The sequence below is a fragment of the Streptomyces sp. D2-8 genome (genome assembly GCF_023184515.1).
GTDB lineage: Bacteria > Actinomycetota > Actinomycetes > Streptomycetales > Streptomycetaceae > Streptomyces.
On record NZ_JAAHBP010000008.1, the window covers coordinates 164,706 to 178,949 of the forward strand.

A 14,244-nucleotide genomic window follows, 5' to 3' on the forward strand; every position below is an offset into this window, starting at 1 on the left:
CAGCAGGCGCATTACCACCATACCCCGGAAACGCGCACATGCGATGGCCGATTTGGTCACGTAGTCGTCGTCACAGTGATTGACCAGGGCCTTACGCCTCCCGGCGGGCGGGCTATTGTGCGCTTTATGACGAGCTCTGACAAGCCTGAGAACGCCTCGGACACCGCCGCCGCCGAAGACACCTCAGTCGCCGCCCGGGACTGGGCGACGGCCTCCGCCGACCCTCAGTACCGCGCCGCGGTCGTGGACCTGCTCGGTGCGCTCGCGTACGGGGAGCTGGCGGCGTTCGAGCGGCTGGCGGAGGACGCCAAGCTGGCGCCGACGCTGGCGGACAAGGCGGAGCTGGCGAAGATGGCGTCGGCGGAGTTCCACCACTTCGAGAGGCTGCGCGACCGGCTCGCCGAGATCGGGGAGGAGCCGACGCGGGCGATGGAGCCGTTCGTCGCCGCGTACGACGGGTTCCACAAGCAGACGGCCCCCTCGGACTGGCTGGAGGGACTCGTCAAGGCCTACGTCGGCGACTCCATCGCCAGCGACTTCTACCGGGAGGTCGCCGCCCGGCTGGACTCCGACTCGCGCAACCTGGTGCTGGCCGTGCTCGACGACACGGGGCACGGCGGCTTCGCCGTGGAGAAGGTGCGGGCCGCGATCGACGCCGACCCGCGTGTGGGCGGGCGGCTCGCGCTGTGGGCGCGGCGGCTGATGGGCGAGGCCCTGTCGCAGTCCCAGCGGGTGGTCGCCGACCGGGACGCGCTGTCGACCATGCTGGTGGGCGGTGTCGCGGACGGCTTCGACCTCGCCGAGGTCGGCAAGATGTTCTCCCGGATCACCGAGGCCCACACCAAGCGGATGGCCGCACTGGGGCTGGCCGCCTAGCTCTCCGCCGGCCGACCGGCCCGCATCGTCATAAGCGCCACCATCGGCGACCCGTCACGCGGTCGCCGATCGGCGGCGCAGTCTTCCCGAGGGGCGCAGCAGCAGCGACAGCGAGGCCACCGAGACGATCGCCGCGCCGAGCAGGACGAGCAGCACGTGCCCGGTGTCCAGCGCGCTGTGCATGACGAAGGCTCCGAAGAGGGCGCCGGCGACGCCGGTCGACAGGACCATGGGGCGCGCCGGGAGACGGTGCGGCAGCCGCTGGGTGGCCGCCCACGCCAGAGCCAGGCCGAGGATCGCGGAACTCAGCGTTTCCAGGAGCATGTCGGGGTCCCTCCCACATGGCCGGCCTGCCCAAATCGGTCGTAGCCCGTCTTACCCCTGACCTGCGGAATCCAATCCACCCCTGTGGGCGGCTTGTGCTCCGTCCGTGGAGAAACCGGTGTGCCGCAAGGGGGCCGGGAACGGCAAAGGGGGCGGGTCGGCCGACAGCCGTCCCGCCCCGCTCCACACCTGCGCCTACAGCGCGCCGAAGCCCACCTTGCGCGGGGCCTGCTCGCCGATCTCGATGTAGGCGAGACGGTCGGCCGGGACCAGGACCTTGCGGCCGTGCTCGTCCACGAGGCTCAGCAGCGGCGACTTCCCGGCCAGTGCCTCGGAAACGGCCCGCTCGACCTCCTCGGCAGTCTGACCGCTCTCCAGAACGATCTCGCGGGGCGCGTGCTGCACGCCGATCTTGACCTCCACGGCTATGTCCCTCCGACGGTCAGTGATGTGCGCGACCTTCCGCGCCGTACGCAGCACACATTAGCCCGGTGAGGGGACGTACATGCTCCGCCCGAGAACGCCACGAGCGAACATCGGGCGGGAACAAGGCGCCGTCAGTGGTGCGGCTGGTCCATGCCGTGCAGCGGGAAGCCCGCGATACCGCGCCAGGCCAGCGAGGTGAGCAGCTGCACCGCCTGGTCGCGGGGCACGCTGCGGTCGCTGTGCAGCCAGGACCGGGCCACCACCTGGGCGAGACCGCCCAGGCCCGAGGCGAGCAGCATCGACTCCGCGCGCGACAGGCCGGTGTCCTCGGCGATGACGTCGCAGATCGCCTCCGCGCACTCGTTCGTGACCTTGTCGACGCGCTCGCGCACGGCGGGCTCGTTCGTCAGGTCCGACTCGAAGACCAGGCGGAAGGCGCCGCCGTCGTCCTCGACGTAGGCGAAGTAGGCGTCCATCGTCGCCCGGACGCGCTGCTTGTTGTCGGTCGTCGACGCGAGCGCGTTCCGTACGGACTGGATGAGCGACTCGCAGTGCTGGTCCAGCAGCGCGAGATAGAGGTCGAGCTTGCCCGGGAAGTGCTGGTAGAGCACCGGCTTGCTGACGCCTGCGCGCTCCGCGATGTCGTCCATCGCGGCCGCGTGGTAGCCCTGGGCCACGAAGACCTCCTGGGCGGCGCCCAGGAGCTGGTTGCGTCGGGCACGGCGCGGCAGGCGTGTGCCCCGCGGGCGAACCGCCTCTGTCTGCTCGATGGCTGTCACGCCGCCTCCCATGTTCGTCCATGTGCGGATCTGGCCGCGTCGCCATCGTACTTTTCGGTAACCGTGGCGCGCGCGGTGAGAGCGCAGAATTTCACGGACCGGACGGATGCGAAAGCGGTTGCGAAGGTTTCAAACAGGGGCAGAGCGGGCAAAATCCAGCCTCTTTCCTGTTCTGTGGAGCTGCTCGTCGCCCGTCGGCGGCGAGCGTCACCGGTAGTCGTCCTCGTCGAGCGAGACGATCCGGGCCTGCTCCGCCAGGTCGGCCTCGTTGGCACGGTCCGGGTCGACGCCGGTCAGCGGGTCGTCGCGGTTCGGCGTGATGTCCGCCTGCTGCTCGGCCGCGTCGACCTCGGGGGCCTCGACGTCGAACTCCTGCGCCTCCTGCTCGTCCTCGCCCTCGAACGTCTCGGGGTCGGTGGGGTCTACGGCCATGCTGGGCTCCCTTCCTACGAACGTCCCTGGGAATGCAGGGGCCACACGCGGGTGCCCTCTGTACGAGCCTAGGAGACACCCGATCCGGACGCTATGCGATCCGCGTCCGGGACGTGACGCACTGCTCATCCCGTTGACTGCTACCCACGCGCGCTCGGGTGCCTCCTCTTCCGCCGTCTCAACTGGCCGATCCCTGTGACGGCGAACACAGGCGAACATATGAGTCACTGCGTGATCGTCTCGTAACATTGCCGCATGTCTTCGACCGAGCTGCCGTTCGTGCCGCCCGCCAATGTGCTGCCGAAGGTGGGGACCGTCCGGGTCGCGGAGGGTGAGCACCTGCGGTCGGTCGAGCTGCCCGGGGCCACGCTGACGGTCCGGTCGAGGCCTCCCGCACGCGAGGGGCTGCCGCCCGCGCTGTACGTGCACGGGCTCGGCGGTTCCTCGCAGAACTGGTCGGCGCTGATGGCGCTGCTGGACGGCTTCGTCGACGGCGAGGCCATCGACCTGCCGGGCTTCGGCGATTCCCCGCCGCCGGACGACGGCGACTACTCCGTCACGGGGCACGCGCGCGCGGTCATCCGTTACCTCGACGCCTCCGGGCGCGGTCCCGTGCACCTGTTCGGGAACTCGCTCGGCGGCGCCGTCGCCACCCGTGTCGCCGCGGTTCGGCCCGATGTGGTCCGTACCCTCACGCTTGTGTCGCCCGCTCTGCCGGAAATCCGAGTGCAGCGCGCCGCCGTGCCCACGGGGCTGCTGGCGGTGCCCGGTGTCGCCCTCCTCTTCACCCGGCTCACCCGCGAGTGGACGGCGGAGCAGCGGGTCCGGGGCGTGATGGCGCTGTGTTACGGGGATCCCGGGCGGGTGACGCCGGAAGGATTCCGCAACGCCGTGCAGGAGATGGAGCGGCGGCTGCGGCTGCCGTACTTCTGGGACGCGATGGCGCGCTCCGCGCGCGGGATCGTCAACGCGTACACGCTGGGCGGCCAGCAGGGGCTGTGGCGCCAGGCCGAACGGGTTCTCGCGCCGACTCTCCTCGTCTACGGCGGCCGTGACCAGCTCGTCGGCTTCCGTATGGCCCAGAAGGCGGCCCGGGCCTTCCGTGACTCCCGGCTGGTGACGTTGCCCGATGCGGGTCATGTGGCGATGATGGAGTACCCGGAGACCGTGGCTATGGTGATTCGTGAACTCCTCGAAGAGGCCGGAGAGTTGGGCGCTAGGCGGGCGAGGCGGGCCGGCCGGGCGGATGCCGGGGGCGACGCCGTCGACAGAGAAGGAACCGACGAGAGCATGGGGGGCTGAGGCGCGACGTGGGACGCCACAGCCGCCGCGGGCCGGTCGTCAAGGGCGACAGCGCGGACACAACCGCAGTACGGGACGGCCGGGCCGGGGCCGCGCAGGGGCAGGGGCAGGCGCCGGACGCCGGCCGGGGAGCCCGGACCGCACCGCCCGGTGCCCCACAGAGTGGCTGGCCCTCGCAGGGCCCGCGCAGGATGCCGGGACCGCGGCCCGCGCAGACGGACGGGACGCCACCGCACGGCGTGCCGCGTCTGCCCGACGGCTGGCACCCGGACGGCACACCGGCCCAGGGCCTCCCGCGCCTGCCCGACGGCACGCCGGTCCGTGGGGTGCCCCGCCTCGCCAACGGCACACCGGCGCGGGGCGTGCCGCGCCTGCCGGACGGGACGCCCGCGCAGGGCATGCCGCGGTCGGCTGACGGGGCTCCGGCGCGAGGTGTTCCTCGGCCGGCTGACGGGACTCCCGCGCAGGGCGTTCCCCGGTTGCCGGACGGCACGCCCGTGCACGGGGTGCCCCGGGTGTCCGGCGGCACGCCGGCGTTCGGCGTGCCTCGGTTGCCCGACGGGACTCCCGCGCACGGCTTCCCGCACGCACGTGGCGGGCACCCCGAGCAGCGGGAAGCCGGCGGCGGCTGGGGCAAGTCGAGGGGGAGCGGCGGGGGGCCCGCCGACGCGAGTGTGCCCATACCGCGGCAGCGCCGGGCACCCGTGCCCGGACCGCGGCAGGACTATCTCGACGCCTTCGTCGAAGAGGAGGACGACGTCTTCGCGCCTCGCACGCCCGCCTCCGCGCACGCCGCGGACGCCTACGCCTCCGTCACGGACTGGAACGTCGGCACCCCGGCCGACTCCGGGGCCGGCGGCCACGACGACGCGGGGCCCACCGGCACGCCCGTGCCGGGCAAGGGCGGCAAGGGCCGTGCCTTCACCGGCATCGCGGCCGCGGCCGTCACCACCGTGCTGGCCGTCGTCGTCGCCGGGCAGGTCGCCGACGACCCCGGCGGCGCCGGCGTGCAGTCGCAGTCCGCCACGGACCAGGCCCGCGACGTCCGGGACTCCGCGTCCCGCGCGGACGGCCGGGCACCCGCCCCCGAGGCGGCGCCGCTGACGTACGACGAGAAGATGGGCAGGGTCTACCCGCTCGGTGCCGAGCTCAAGGGCTCCGGGAAGTTCGACGCCGTTCCCGGCATCGCCAAGGCGCCTGGTGCCGGGCAGAAATTCACCTACCGCGTGGACGTGGAGCAGGGGCTCGGGCTGGACGGCGCGCTGTTCGCCGAGGCCGTGCAGAAGACGCTCAACGACCCGCGCAGCTGGGCCCACAACGGCGCGCGCACCTTCGAGCGCATCTACTCCGGCAAGCCCGACTTCGTGATCACTCTCGCCAGCCCCGGCACGACGGCCGACTGGTGCGCCAAGTCAGGCCTGGACACCACCGAGGACAACGTCTCCTGCGACTCGGCCGCGACCGAGCGCGTGATGATCAACGCCTACCGGTGGGCGCAGGGCTCGGAGACCTACGGCGACAGCAAGATCCACGCCTACCGGCAGATGCTGATCAACCACGAGATCGGCCACCGCCTCGGCTACGGCCACGTCACCTGTGACAAGGACGGCGACCTCGCGCCGGTCATGCAGCAGCAGACCAAGTTCCTCGACCACGACGGCATCCGCTGCCGCGCCAACGCCTGGGCTTATCCCGGGAGCTGACAGGCGTCACAAGGCGGTGCGGCGCGGCTCGCGGTGACATGCTCGGAAGGTTCGTTCACATTCCTGGCGCATTTCTGGGCATGTCACCCCCGTCACGTCTCCGTTTCGCGCCGCCGTCGAGCTGGCGAACATCGGAGTGACCCCGCTCTGCGTGGCCGACATTCGCGGGCCTTCGTCGCCCACGACCTGGCCGTCGTCCGCCAGGTCGGCGATCGGGTCGCGGTGATGCGGCGGGGCGGGATCGTCGAGGAGGGGCCGGTCGGGCGGGTGTACGAGTCACCGCGCGGCCCCTACGCCACGCGGCTGCTGGCCGACGTACCGGCGCTCGACCCGGAGGTCGCCGCGCGACGCCGGGAACAGCGACGGGAGTTGGGTGCGGCATGACGATCCGTGTCCGCTTGATCTCCTAGCGCGACAGAACGCGACCCGCACGGGAAAGTTACGACCGTTCACCCCTTTTGGTGGTGCGACGGACAACCGTCCGTCGCGCCACCGCCTTGTCCGCATACGTTCGTCCCGCTGCGAGCCGCCGGGCAACGGCGGCTCCCCATACGGGAGATCGGGGGTGCACTCGTGCGCATCGGACTGCTTACGGAGGGTGGGTATCCGTATGTGAGCGGTGACGCCAGGCTCTGGTGCGACCGGCTGGTGCGCGGGCTCGCCCAGCACGAGTTCGACGTCTACGCGCTCAGCCGCAGCGAGCACCAGGAGGACGAGGGCTGGATCCCGCTGTCACCGAACGTCCGCAGGGTGCGCACCGCGCCGCTGTGGATGGCCGAGGACGACGAGGTGGCGCTCGGGCGCCGCGCACGCCGGCGGTTCACCGAGTGCTTCGGGGAACTGGCTGCCGTGCTGTGCGGGGCGTCGGGGAGTCCCTCCCGCGCTGCCGGGGGGCTCCCCGGGGGTGCGCCCGCCTCTGAGGCGGACCGTTTCGCCAACGCTCTGTACGGGCTCGCCGAACTCGCCCGCGAGGAGGGTGGGGTGGCGGGAGCTCTCCGGTCGGAGGTCGCTGTGCGCACCCTGGAACGCGCCTGTCGCGCGCCCGGCGCCCATCGCGCGGCGCGCGAGGCGCGCGTACCGGATCTGCTCGCCGTCGCCGCGCATCTGGAACGCGCTCTGCGCCCCCTCTCCCTCGACTGGTACGAGGACGACGGGCTCGGTGCGGTCGACCTCTGTCACGCCGCGTCCGGTGGCACGGCCGCCCTGCCCGGCCTGCTGGCCCGGCACTTCACCGGCGTGCCCCTGATGGTGACCGAGTACGGCGTTCGCCTGCGGACGCACTACCTCACCGCCCCGGACGCCCCACCCGCCGTGCGGTCCCTGCTGGCGGCCTTCCAGGGCCGACTCGCCGCCGAGGCCTACGGGCGGGCCGAGGTCGTCACCGCCGGCAACACGCACGCCCGCCGCTGGCAGGAGCGCTGCGGCGCCGGCCGCGAGAAGCTCCGCACGGTCTACCCCGGCATGGACGCCCGGCCCTTCGCCGAGCTGGGCGAGTCCCAGGACTGCGTGGACCCGGACACGCTCGTCTGGGTCGGCCGCGTCGAGCCCGCCAAGGACCTGGTCTCGCTCCTGCACGCCTTCGCGGAGGTCCGCAAGCAGGAGCCGAGGACGCGCCTGCGCATCGTCGGCGCTCCCACCGGCCCCGAGGGCTCGGCCTACCTCGATCACTGCAGGACACTGGCCGCTCAGCTCTTCCCCGACGAGGCCGAGGGCCCGCACACGGCCGGGGACAACCCGGTGTCCTTCGAGGAGATCGGCGGCCCCGAACTCCCGGCCGCCGCCGACGCCTACGCCTCGGGTGCCGTGACCGTCCTCTCCAGCGTCGTCGAAGGCTTCCCCATCGGCCTCGTCGAGGCCATGCTCTGCGGGCGCGCGACGGTGTCGACGGACGTCGGCGCGGTCGTGGAGGTCATCGGCGGCACAGGGCTCGTCGTACCGCCGCGCAATCCGCGGGCGCTCGCGGAGGCGTGCGTGGCGCTGTTGCGCGACCCCGAGCGCCGAGCGCGTCTGGGCGCCGCCGCTCGCGCCCGTGCCCTCGAACTGTTCACGGTCGAGCAGAACATCGAGGCATTTCACGGCATTTACCTGGAGATCGTCTCGTGTGCGCCCATCCGCCGTGGCGTCCTCGACGGAGCAGGGGAGCCGCTGCCGTTCGCGGTTCCCGCCGAGGCCCACGTGCCCGTCCGCTGGACCGCCGCCTCGCCCCGCCTCGCCGCCCGCAGCGGCCCCGGCTGGGCGGCAGACAGACCCGTAAGCGCCACCACTCCCGTCCCCGCCCCGGAGGGTGCGCGATGAGCGACTTGGGCGAACTGGACCGTCCGGGAACCCCGTCCAGCCCCGGCGCGTGGGACGCCCGTTCGGAGCAGCAACTGGACCCGGCGGCCACGGACTCGATGGCCACGGATTCGGCGGCCACGGGGCCGGCGGCCACGGACTCGACCGCCTCGGAGGCGGACGCCGATCGCAAGGTGCCCGGGAGCCGGGAGCCGGACGCCGATCGCCTGGTGCCCGGGAAGCGGGAGCCGGCCGCCGACCGCAAGGCGCCCACCCCGCGTCGGGGCGCCGCCGACCCGGTGAAGGCGCTGATGCACCGTCACCGGGAGCTCTGCGAGCGTGCGGTGGACCCCCTCGAGATCGCCGCGGGACTGGAGGCGCACGGCATCACCGACCGGACCGCCGCCCGCTTCCGCCACCGGGACGTCTTCTCCCTCGCGGAGGAGATGTACGCGCGCATCTCCCGTGACGGAGACACGCCCCTGCCCGCCGCGCCCACCGCTCCCCGGGTGCGCGCCGACTGGGCTCTGCTGACCCTCCTGCCCGGTGCGCTGTGTGCCGCCACCGTGACCGCCGTGCACCTCACCCACGGGCAGTCGCGCCTGTTCGCGGCCGCAGCCGGCGCCCTCGCCGTGGCCCTGGCCCTCCGCGCGGCCCTGCGCCGAGGCCCCCTGAGCAGGACCGATGCGGACCGGCCCGGGCCGCGACCCGGCGCAGCCTCCGGCCGGACCACCCCCTGGACCCTGTGGCTCCTCACCTACTCCCTCCTGGGCAACGGCCTGCTCCACAGCGCTCTCACCGGAGGCCCCGACGCCCTGCCCACCGGCACGGCCGACGGCTCCTGGCCCCTCACCGCCGCCCCGGTCCTGGCCCTCGCCCTGGCCTGCGCGCCCGCCGCCTGGACCGCGCACCTCCTCACCGCCCGTGCCCGCCGCAAACTCGCGGCCAGCCGCGGCCTGGAGGACTTCGCCGCCTCCGTACGCCCCCTATTGCTCGGCACGTTCGCCCTGTTCCTGGGTGCCCTGGCGGCCCTGCTCACCCTCTGCTCGGCGGTCCTCGACGAGCCCGCCGCCTACGCGCAGGCCCTCGCCCTGGGCGCCCTCCTCTTCCTGGCCCGCCTCCTCACCACGCACGGCTTCACCTACGCCCCCGCCGTGGTCCTCACCGCGACGGCCACCGTCGAGGCGGCCGCCCTCGCCACGGTCTTCGCCTCCCGCCTCTCCGGTTTCGGCTTCCTGGCCACCCCCGTCGAAACCCTCGTCACCACCTGGGGCCCCGACAGCGTCCCCACGCTCGCCTGCGGAGCGGCGGCCCTGGCCCTCCTGGTCCACACGACCCGCAAGCTCACCCGGGCCTCGGCCCACGCACCGCCGGAGCCCGCCCGGTGACCGCCGCGGGCACCGGCCCCACCGCCGCAGGCAGCACCCGTCCCATCCCTTCCTTTCCACCCTTTCCGCCCCGAGGAGAACCCGCATGACCACCCACCCAGGAGCCCCGGCCGCATGGGGAGCCGCGCGATGAGAGTCCTGCTGATCGGAGCCAACGGCTACATCGGGCGCTTCGTCGCCGACCGTCTGCTCGCCGACCCGGCCGTGCAGCTCACCGCCCTCGGCCGCGGTGACGACGCCGACGTCCGCTTCGACCTCGCCTCCGGCAGCCCCGGCGCCCTCACCCGCTTCCTCGACGCGGTCCACCCGGGCGTCGTCGTCAACTGCGCCGGCGCCACACGTGGCGGGGCCCGCGAACTCACCCGCCACAACACCGTCGCCGTGGCCACCGTCTGCGAGGCCCTGCGCCGCAGCGGCTGCGGCGCCCGGCTGGTGCAGATCGGCTGCAGCGCGGAGTACGGCCCGAGCCAGCCCGGCTCCTCCACGGCCGAGGACGCCGTGCCCCGGCCCGGCGGTCCGTACGGCGTCAGCAAACTCGCCGCCACCGAGCTGGTCCTCGGCTCCGGCCTGGACGCCGTCGTCCTGCGCGTCTTCTCACCGGCCGGACCCGGCACCCCCGCCGGCTCCCCGCTGGGCCGTCTCGCCGAGGCCATGCGCCGCGCCATGCAGTCCGGCGACGGCGAGCTGAAACTCGGCGGCCTCGGCGCGCAGCGCGACTTCGTCGACGTCCGCGACGTGGCCCGTGCCGTCCACGCCGCCTCGCTCTCCGCGGCGCAGGGAGTCATCAACATCGGCTCCGGCCGCGCCGTACGCCTGCGCGACGCCGCCGCGGTCCTCGCCCGCGTCGCCGGATACGGCGGTGCCCTCCACGAACTCGACGGCCCGCCCGGCGCCCTGCGCACGGCCATCGGCCACCCCCGCCCCGACCCCGACCACGCGCCCCCCGTCGCGTACCCGTACCCGGACGGCTGCGGCAGCTGGCAGCAGGCCGACGTGCGCACCGCGCGCGACCGGCTCGGCTGGCGTCCCCGGATCGGCCTGGAGGAGTCCCTCGCCGACATCTGGATGGAGGCGGCATGCCGCATCTGACCAGATCCCGGCGACACACCTCGAGTACGGAACTCCGCCCCGGCGTCGGCGTCCCCGGCTACGCGCACCCCCTCCTCGCCCCCACCGAGTGGGGCGAGCTGACCCGCCCCGGCACCCCGCTGCACTGGGTCGTCCTCAACGTGGCCGACGGCCCCGGTGCCCGCCCCGACCCGCACTGCCTGGAGGCGGCCGGCCGCCTGCGCAACGCGGGGATCCGCGTCCTCGGGCATCTCGACACCCGGTACGGCACCCGGAACTTCGGCGAGCTGATCTCGGACGCCCACCGGTTCGTCGACTGGTACCAGGTCGACGGATTCCTCCTGGAGCGCTGCCCGGCGGACCACGCCGGGCTGCCCGAGGTCCGCCGCACGGTCGCCACGCTCCGCGTGATCCGTGACGCTTCCCACATCGTCCTCGGCCACGGCATCCACCCGCACCCCGGCTACGTCGAGCTCGCCGACCAACTGGTCACCTTCTCCGGGCCCTGGAGCGACTACCGCTGGTCGCAGGTGGCCGAGTGGACCGCCGATCATTCGCCCGAGCGCTTCTGCCACTTCGTCCACGGCGTGCCCCGCCCCCACCTGGCCGAGGCGCTGCGCATCGCCCGCTGGCAGGGCGCCGCGACGGTCTGGATCACCGACCACACGGACGACGGCGGCCGCATCGACCCCTGGGAGGCCATGCCCGGCTACTGGGACGAATTCGTCTCGCGTATCGGAACGGGTGTCTCGGAATGAAAAAGTGCATGGCACTGTTACGGGGAGAACAACCGTAGTGATTGACCGACCAACGGAGTCCCCGTGTCGCTGCCACCCCTGGTCGAGCCGGCTTCCGAGCTCACCGTAGACGAGGTCCGCAGGTACTCCCGCCACCTGATCATCCCCGACGTGGGGATGGACGGGCAGAAGCGGCTGAAGAACGCCAAGGTGCTGTGTGTGGGCGCCGGCGGCCTGGGCTCGCCGGCGCTGATGTACCTGGCCGCCGCGGGCGTCGGCACCCTCGGCATCGTGGAGTTCGACGAGGTCGACGAGTCGAACCTGCAGCGCCAGATCATCCACAGCCAGGCCGACATCGGCCGCTCCAAGGCGGAGTCCGCCCGCGACAGCGTCAAGGGCATCAACCCGTACGTGAACGTGATCCTTCACGAGGAGCGGCTCGAGGCCGACAACGTGATGGACATCTTCAGCCAGTACGACCTGATCGTCGACGGCACGGACAACTTCGCCACCCGCTACCTGGTCAACGATGCCTGCGTGCTGCTGAACAAGCCGTACGTCTGGGGCTCGATCTACCGCTTCGACGGTCAGGCGTCCGTCTTCTGGTCCGAGCACGGCCCCTGCTACCGCTGCCTGTACCCGGAGCCCCCGCCCCCCGGCATGGTCCCCTCCTGCGCCGAGGGCGGTGTCCTGGGTGTGCTGTGCGCGTCCATCGGCTCCATCCAGGTCAACGAGGCCATCAAGCTCCTCGCCGGCATCGGCGATCCGCTGGTCGGCCGGCTGATGATCTACGACGCCCTGGAGATGCAGTACCGCCAGGTCAAGGTCCGCAAGGACCCGAACTGCGCGGTCTGCGGCGAGAACCCGACCGTCACCGAGCTCATCGACTACGAGGCCTTCTGCGGCGTCGTCTCCGAAGAGGCCCAGGCGGCGGCCGCCGACTCCACGATCACTCCCAAGCAGCTCAAGGAGTGGATCGACGACGGCGAGAGCATGGACATCATCGACGTCCGCGAGCCGAACGAGTACGAGATCGTCTCCATCCCGGGCGCCCGGCTGATCCCGAAGAACGAGTTCCTCATGGGCACCGCCCTGGAGAGCCTCCCGCAGGACAAGAAGATCGTCCTGCACTGCAAGACGGGTGTCCGCAGTGCGGAAGTTCTCGCGGTCCTGAAGTCCGCTGGCTTCTCGGACGCGGTCCACGTCGGCGGTGGCGTGATCGGCTGGGTCAACCAGATCGAGCCGTCCAAGCCGGTGTACTGAGCCGTATCCGGCCTCCCTTTCCGAGCGGCGGGGGCTTCGGGCACCACGGGTGCCCGAAGCCCCCCGCCGTCGTCATGAGCAGACCTTGCCGTCCTTCGGCACCGAGCCGTCCAGCAGGTACGCGTTCACCGTGGAGTCGACGCAGTCGCTCCCACTGCCGTACGCGCCATGCCCCTCGCCCCGCCAGGTGAGCATCACTCCGACGCCCTGGCCCAGCTCGTCGGCCATCCTCCGCGCGCCCTCGTACGGGGTGGCCGGGTCGCCGGTGTTGCCGACCACCAGGACCGGTGCCGCGCCCGGGGCGCTCACCTCCGGAGTGTCGTGCTGCCCGGGCACCGGCCAGTCGTGGCACCAGCCGGCCGTGTCCCAGCCTAGGAACGTCCCGAAGACCGGGGAGATCTCCTCGAATCGAGGCAGCAGCTTCTTCGTCCGGGCCGCGGTCGGCCGCTGCCTGTCGTCCAAGCACGATATGACCCGTTGGGAGTGGGTCGTCGTGCCGTAGCGCCCCGACGGATCGCGTTCGTTGTAACGGTCGGCCAGGGCCAGCAGCTCCGAGCCGTCGCCCTCCTCGGCCGCGTCGAGGGCGCTGGTCAGGGTCGGCCAGCTGTCCTTGCTGTAGAGCGGGAGGATGATGCCGGTGACCGCGAGGGTCTGGGTCAGCTTCCGCCCGGGCAGGCCCGTCGGGAGGGGGCGGGCGTCGATCTGGCGCAGCAGGGCCGCGATCTTCCGCGAGCCCTCCTGAGGGTCCTGGCCGGTGGACTCGAGATAGCCGTTCAGCGCGCGCTGGAAGCCCCTGGCCTGGTTTTGGGCATGGCCCACGGTGTCGGCGCCGGGGTCGACGACCGCGTCCAGCGTCATGCGTCCCACCTTCTTCGGGAAGAGGTGGGCGTAGGTGCCGCCGAGTTCTGTGCCGTAGGAGATGCCGAAGTAGTGCAGCTTGTCGTCGCCGAGGACTTCCCGGATGCGGTCCATGTCGCGGGCCGAGTCGGCGGTCGAGACGTGTGCCATCAGCTTCCCGGCGTCCTTCCGGCAGCCCTTGCCGAAGTCGGCGGCGTCCTCGAAGTACGCCTTCTCCTCGGCGGGGTCGTCCGGGGTGACGTCCACCGACTCGGCGGCCTGGATCTCCTTGTCGCCGCGGCAGCGCACGCCCTCGCTGGCGCCCACGCCGCGCGGGTCCCAGCTCACCAGGTCGTACCGCTCGCGGAGTGCGGAGACGGTCGGGGCGTACGACGGCATCATGGACACGCCCGAGGCCCCCGGGCCGCCGAAGTTGAACAACAGTGATCCGGCGCGGTCGTCGCCGCGGGCCTTGGCGCGGATCAGTCCGAGGCCGATCGTCTCGCCGTCCGGATCCGACCAGTCCAGCGGCACCTTCAGCGTCGCGCACTGCCATTCGCTGCTCGGCGCGGGGCCGTCGGCGGTGGCCTTGCAGCGGCCCCAGGAGAGCCCGCCGCTGTCGTCGTCGGACGAGCCACTGCAGCCCGCGGCCAGCAGGGCCGAAGCGGCCGCCAGAGCGGTCCACCGAACGAAGCGCGTCATTGCCCATCCCCCCTCGCAGGCCGTCCGCTCCGTGCCGCGGATGGCGGTCAGGCCATGGTAGGCAGATCCCGCGTCGGCCGTTTCAGCCTGTGGATAACCTTCTGACCTGCGAGTTTGTCAGGAGCGGTGAGGG

General features: G+C 72.5%; 13 protein-coding genes and 2 pseudogenes. 10 read left to right on the plus strand and 5 right to left on the minus strand.

The features are described from left to right. The first annotated feature begins 126 nt into the window (after window positions 1–126). Window positions 127–876, plus strand: coding sequence for a ferritin-like fold-containing protein (locus G3I77_RS16670; protein WP_248504544.1), 750 nt, complete (start codon window positions 127–129; stop codon window positions 874–876). Between the two features lie 54 nt (window positions 877–930). Here G3I77_RS16670 and G3I77_RS16675 read toward each other — a convergent pair whose 3' ends face one another. The 4 genes from G3I77_RS16675 to G3I77_RS16690 all read right to left on the minus strand — a co-directional run bounded on the left by G3I77_RS16675 (window position 931) and on the right by G3I77_RS16690 (window position 2,837). Further along, a complete protein-coding gene (locus G3I77_RS16675) occupies window positions 931–1,200 on the minus strand; it encodes a hypothetical protein (protein WP_248504546.1) in 270 nt (89 codons plus the stop codon). Window positions 1,201–1,395: 195 nt separating this feature from the next. Then, window positions 1,396–1,623 carry a DUF3107 domain-containing protein gene (locus G3I77_RS16680; protein WP_248504549.1) on the minus strand — a complete coding sequence of 76 codons (228 nt, stop codon included), beginning with the start codon at window positions 1,621–1,623 and terminating at the stop codon, window positions 1,396–1,398. Window positions 1,624–1,757: 134 nt separating this feature from the next. Further along, window positions 1,758–2,405, minus strand: a complete 648-nt coding sequence (locus G3I77_RS16685; protein ID WP_031132394.1) for a TetR/AcrR family transcriptional regulator — start codon at window positions 2,403–2,405, stop codon at window positions 1,758–1,760. Between the two features lie 207 nt (window positions 2,406–2,612). Next, window positions 2,613–2,837, minus strand: a complete 225-nt coding sequence (locus G3I77_RS16690) for a hypothetical protein (RefSeq protein WP_248504551.1) — start codon at window positions 2,835–2,837, stop codon at window positions 2,613–2,615. A gap of 255 nt (window positions 2,838–3,092) precedes the next feature. On the opposite strand from G3I77_RS16690, the gene G3I77_RS16695 reads away from it, so the two are divergent. From G3I77_RS16695 to moeZ, 9 genes and pseudogenes are all read left to right on the plus strand, one after another. Then, window positions 3,093–4,139, plus strand: coding sequence for an alpha/beta fold hydrolase (locus G3I77_RS16695; RefSeq protein ID WP_248504553.1), 1,047 nt, complete (start codon window positions 3,093–3,095; stop codon window positions 4,137–4,139). 8 nt (window positions 4,140–4,147) lie between these two features. Next, a complete protein-coding gene (locus G3I77_RS16700; protein WP_248504555.1) occupies window positions 4,148–5,842 on the plus strand; it encodes a DUF3152 domain-containing protein in 1,695 nt (564 codons plus the stop codon). Window positions 5,843–5,905: 63 nt separating this feature from the next. Next, window positions 5,906–6,005: pseudogene (locus tag G3I77_RS41205) on the plus strand (Ms4533A family Cys-rich leader peptide); the annotation flags it as partial. A gap of 8 nt (window positions 6,006–6,013) precedes the next feature. Beyond that, window positions 6,014–6,226 (plus strand): annotated as a pseudogene (locus G3I77_RS16705) (ABC transporter ATP-binding protein); the annotation flags it as partial. A 189-nt stretch (window positions 6,227–6,415) separates the two neighbouring features. After that, window positions 6,416–8,137: a DUF3492 domain-containing protein gene (locus G3I77_RS16710; RefSeq protein ID WP_248504557.1), complete on the plus strand. Its 1,722-nt coding sequence runs from the start codon at window positions 6,416–6,418 to the stop codon at window positions 8,135–8,137. Beyond that, complete coding sequence (locus tag G3I77_RS16715; protein ID WP_248504559.1) at window positions 8,134–9,504, plus strand: hypothetical protein; 1,371 nt, start codon at window positions 8,134–8,136, stop codon at window positions 9,502–9,504. The genes G3I77_RS16710 and G3I77_RS16715 overlap by 4 nt, the downstream gene beginning before the upstream one ends. Before the next feature lie 129 nt (window positions 9,505–9,633). Then, on the plus strand, window positions 9,634–10,593 hold the full coding sequence (locus tag G3I77_RS16720) for an NAD(P)-dependent oxidoreductase (protein WP_010047687.1): 960 nt from the start codon (window positions 9,634–9,636) through the stop codon (window positions 10,591–10,593). Beyond that, complete coding sequence (locus G3I77_RS16725; protein ID WP_248504561.1) at window positions 10,581–11,330, plus strand: spherulation-specific family 4 protein; 750 nt, start codon at window positions 10,581–10,583, stop codon at window positions 11,328–11,330. Before G3I77_RS16720 ends, G3I77_RS16725 begins: the two co-directional genes overlap by 13 nt. Window positions 11,331–11,393: 63 nt before the next feature. Next, window positions 11,394–12,572, plus strand: coding sequence for an adenylyltransferase/sulfurtransferase MoeZ (moeZ, locus tag G3I77_RS16730; RefSeq protein WP_248504563.1), 1,179 nt, complete (start codon window positions 11,394–11,396; stop codon window positions 12,570–12,572). Between the two features lie 72 nt (window positions 12,573–12,644). Here moeZ and G3I77_RS16735 read toward each other — a convergent pair whose 3' ends face one another. Further along, window positions 12,645–14,111, minus strand: a complete 1,467-nt coding sequence (locus G3I77_RS16735) for an alpha/beta hydrolase (protein WP_248504565.1) — start codon at window positions 14,109–14,111, stop codon at window positions 12,645–12,647. Window positions 14,112–14,244 lie beyond the last annotated feature (133 nt).

Coding starts and splice junctions, on each gene's coding strand:
- G3I77_RS16670 (WP_248504544.1), top strand. CDS start 127: ATGACGAGCTCTGACAAGCCTGAGAACGCCTCGGACACCGCCGCCGCC.
- G3I77_RS16675 (WP_248504546.1), bottom strand. CDS start 1,200: ATGCTCCTGGAAACGCTGAGTTCCGCGATCCTCGGCCTGGCTCTGGCG.
- G3I77_RS16690 (WP_248504551.1), bottom strand. CDS start 2,837: ATGGCCGTAGACCCCACCGACCCCGAGACGTTCGAGGGCGAGGACGAG.
- G3I77_RS16695 (WP_248504553.1), top strand. CDS start 3,093: ATGTCTTCGACCGAGCTGCCGTTCGTGCCGCCCGCCAATGTGCTGCCG.
- G3I77_RS16715 (WP_248504559.1), top strand. CDS start 8,134: ATGAGCGACTTGGGCGAACTGGACCGTCCGGGAACCCCGTCCAGCCCC.
- G3I77_RS16720 (WP_010047687.1), top strand. CDS start 9,634: ATGAGAGTCCTGCTGATCGGAGCCAACGGCTACATCGGGCGCTTCGTC.
- G3I77_RS16725 (WP_248504561.1), top strand. CDS start 10,581: ATGCCGCATCTGACCAGATCCCGGCGACACACCTCGAGTACGGAACTC.
- G3I77_RS16735 (WP_248504565.1), bottom strand. CDS start 14,111: ATGACGCGCTTCGTTCGGTGGACCGCTCTGGCGGCCGCTTCGGCCCTG.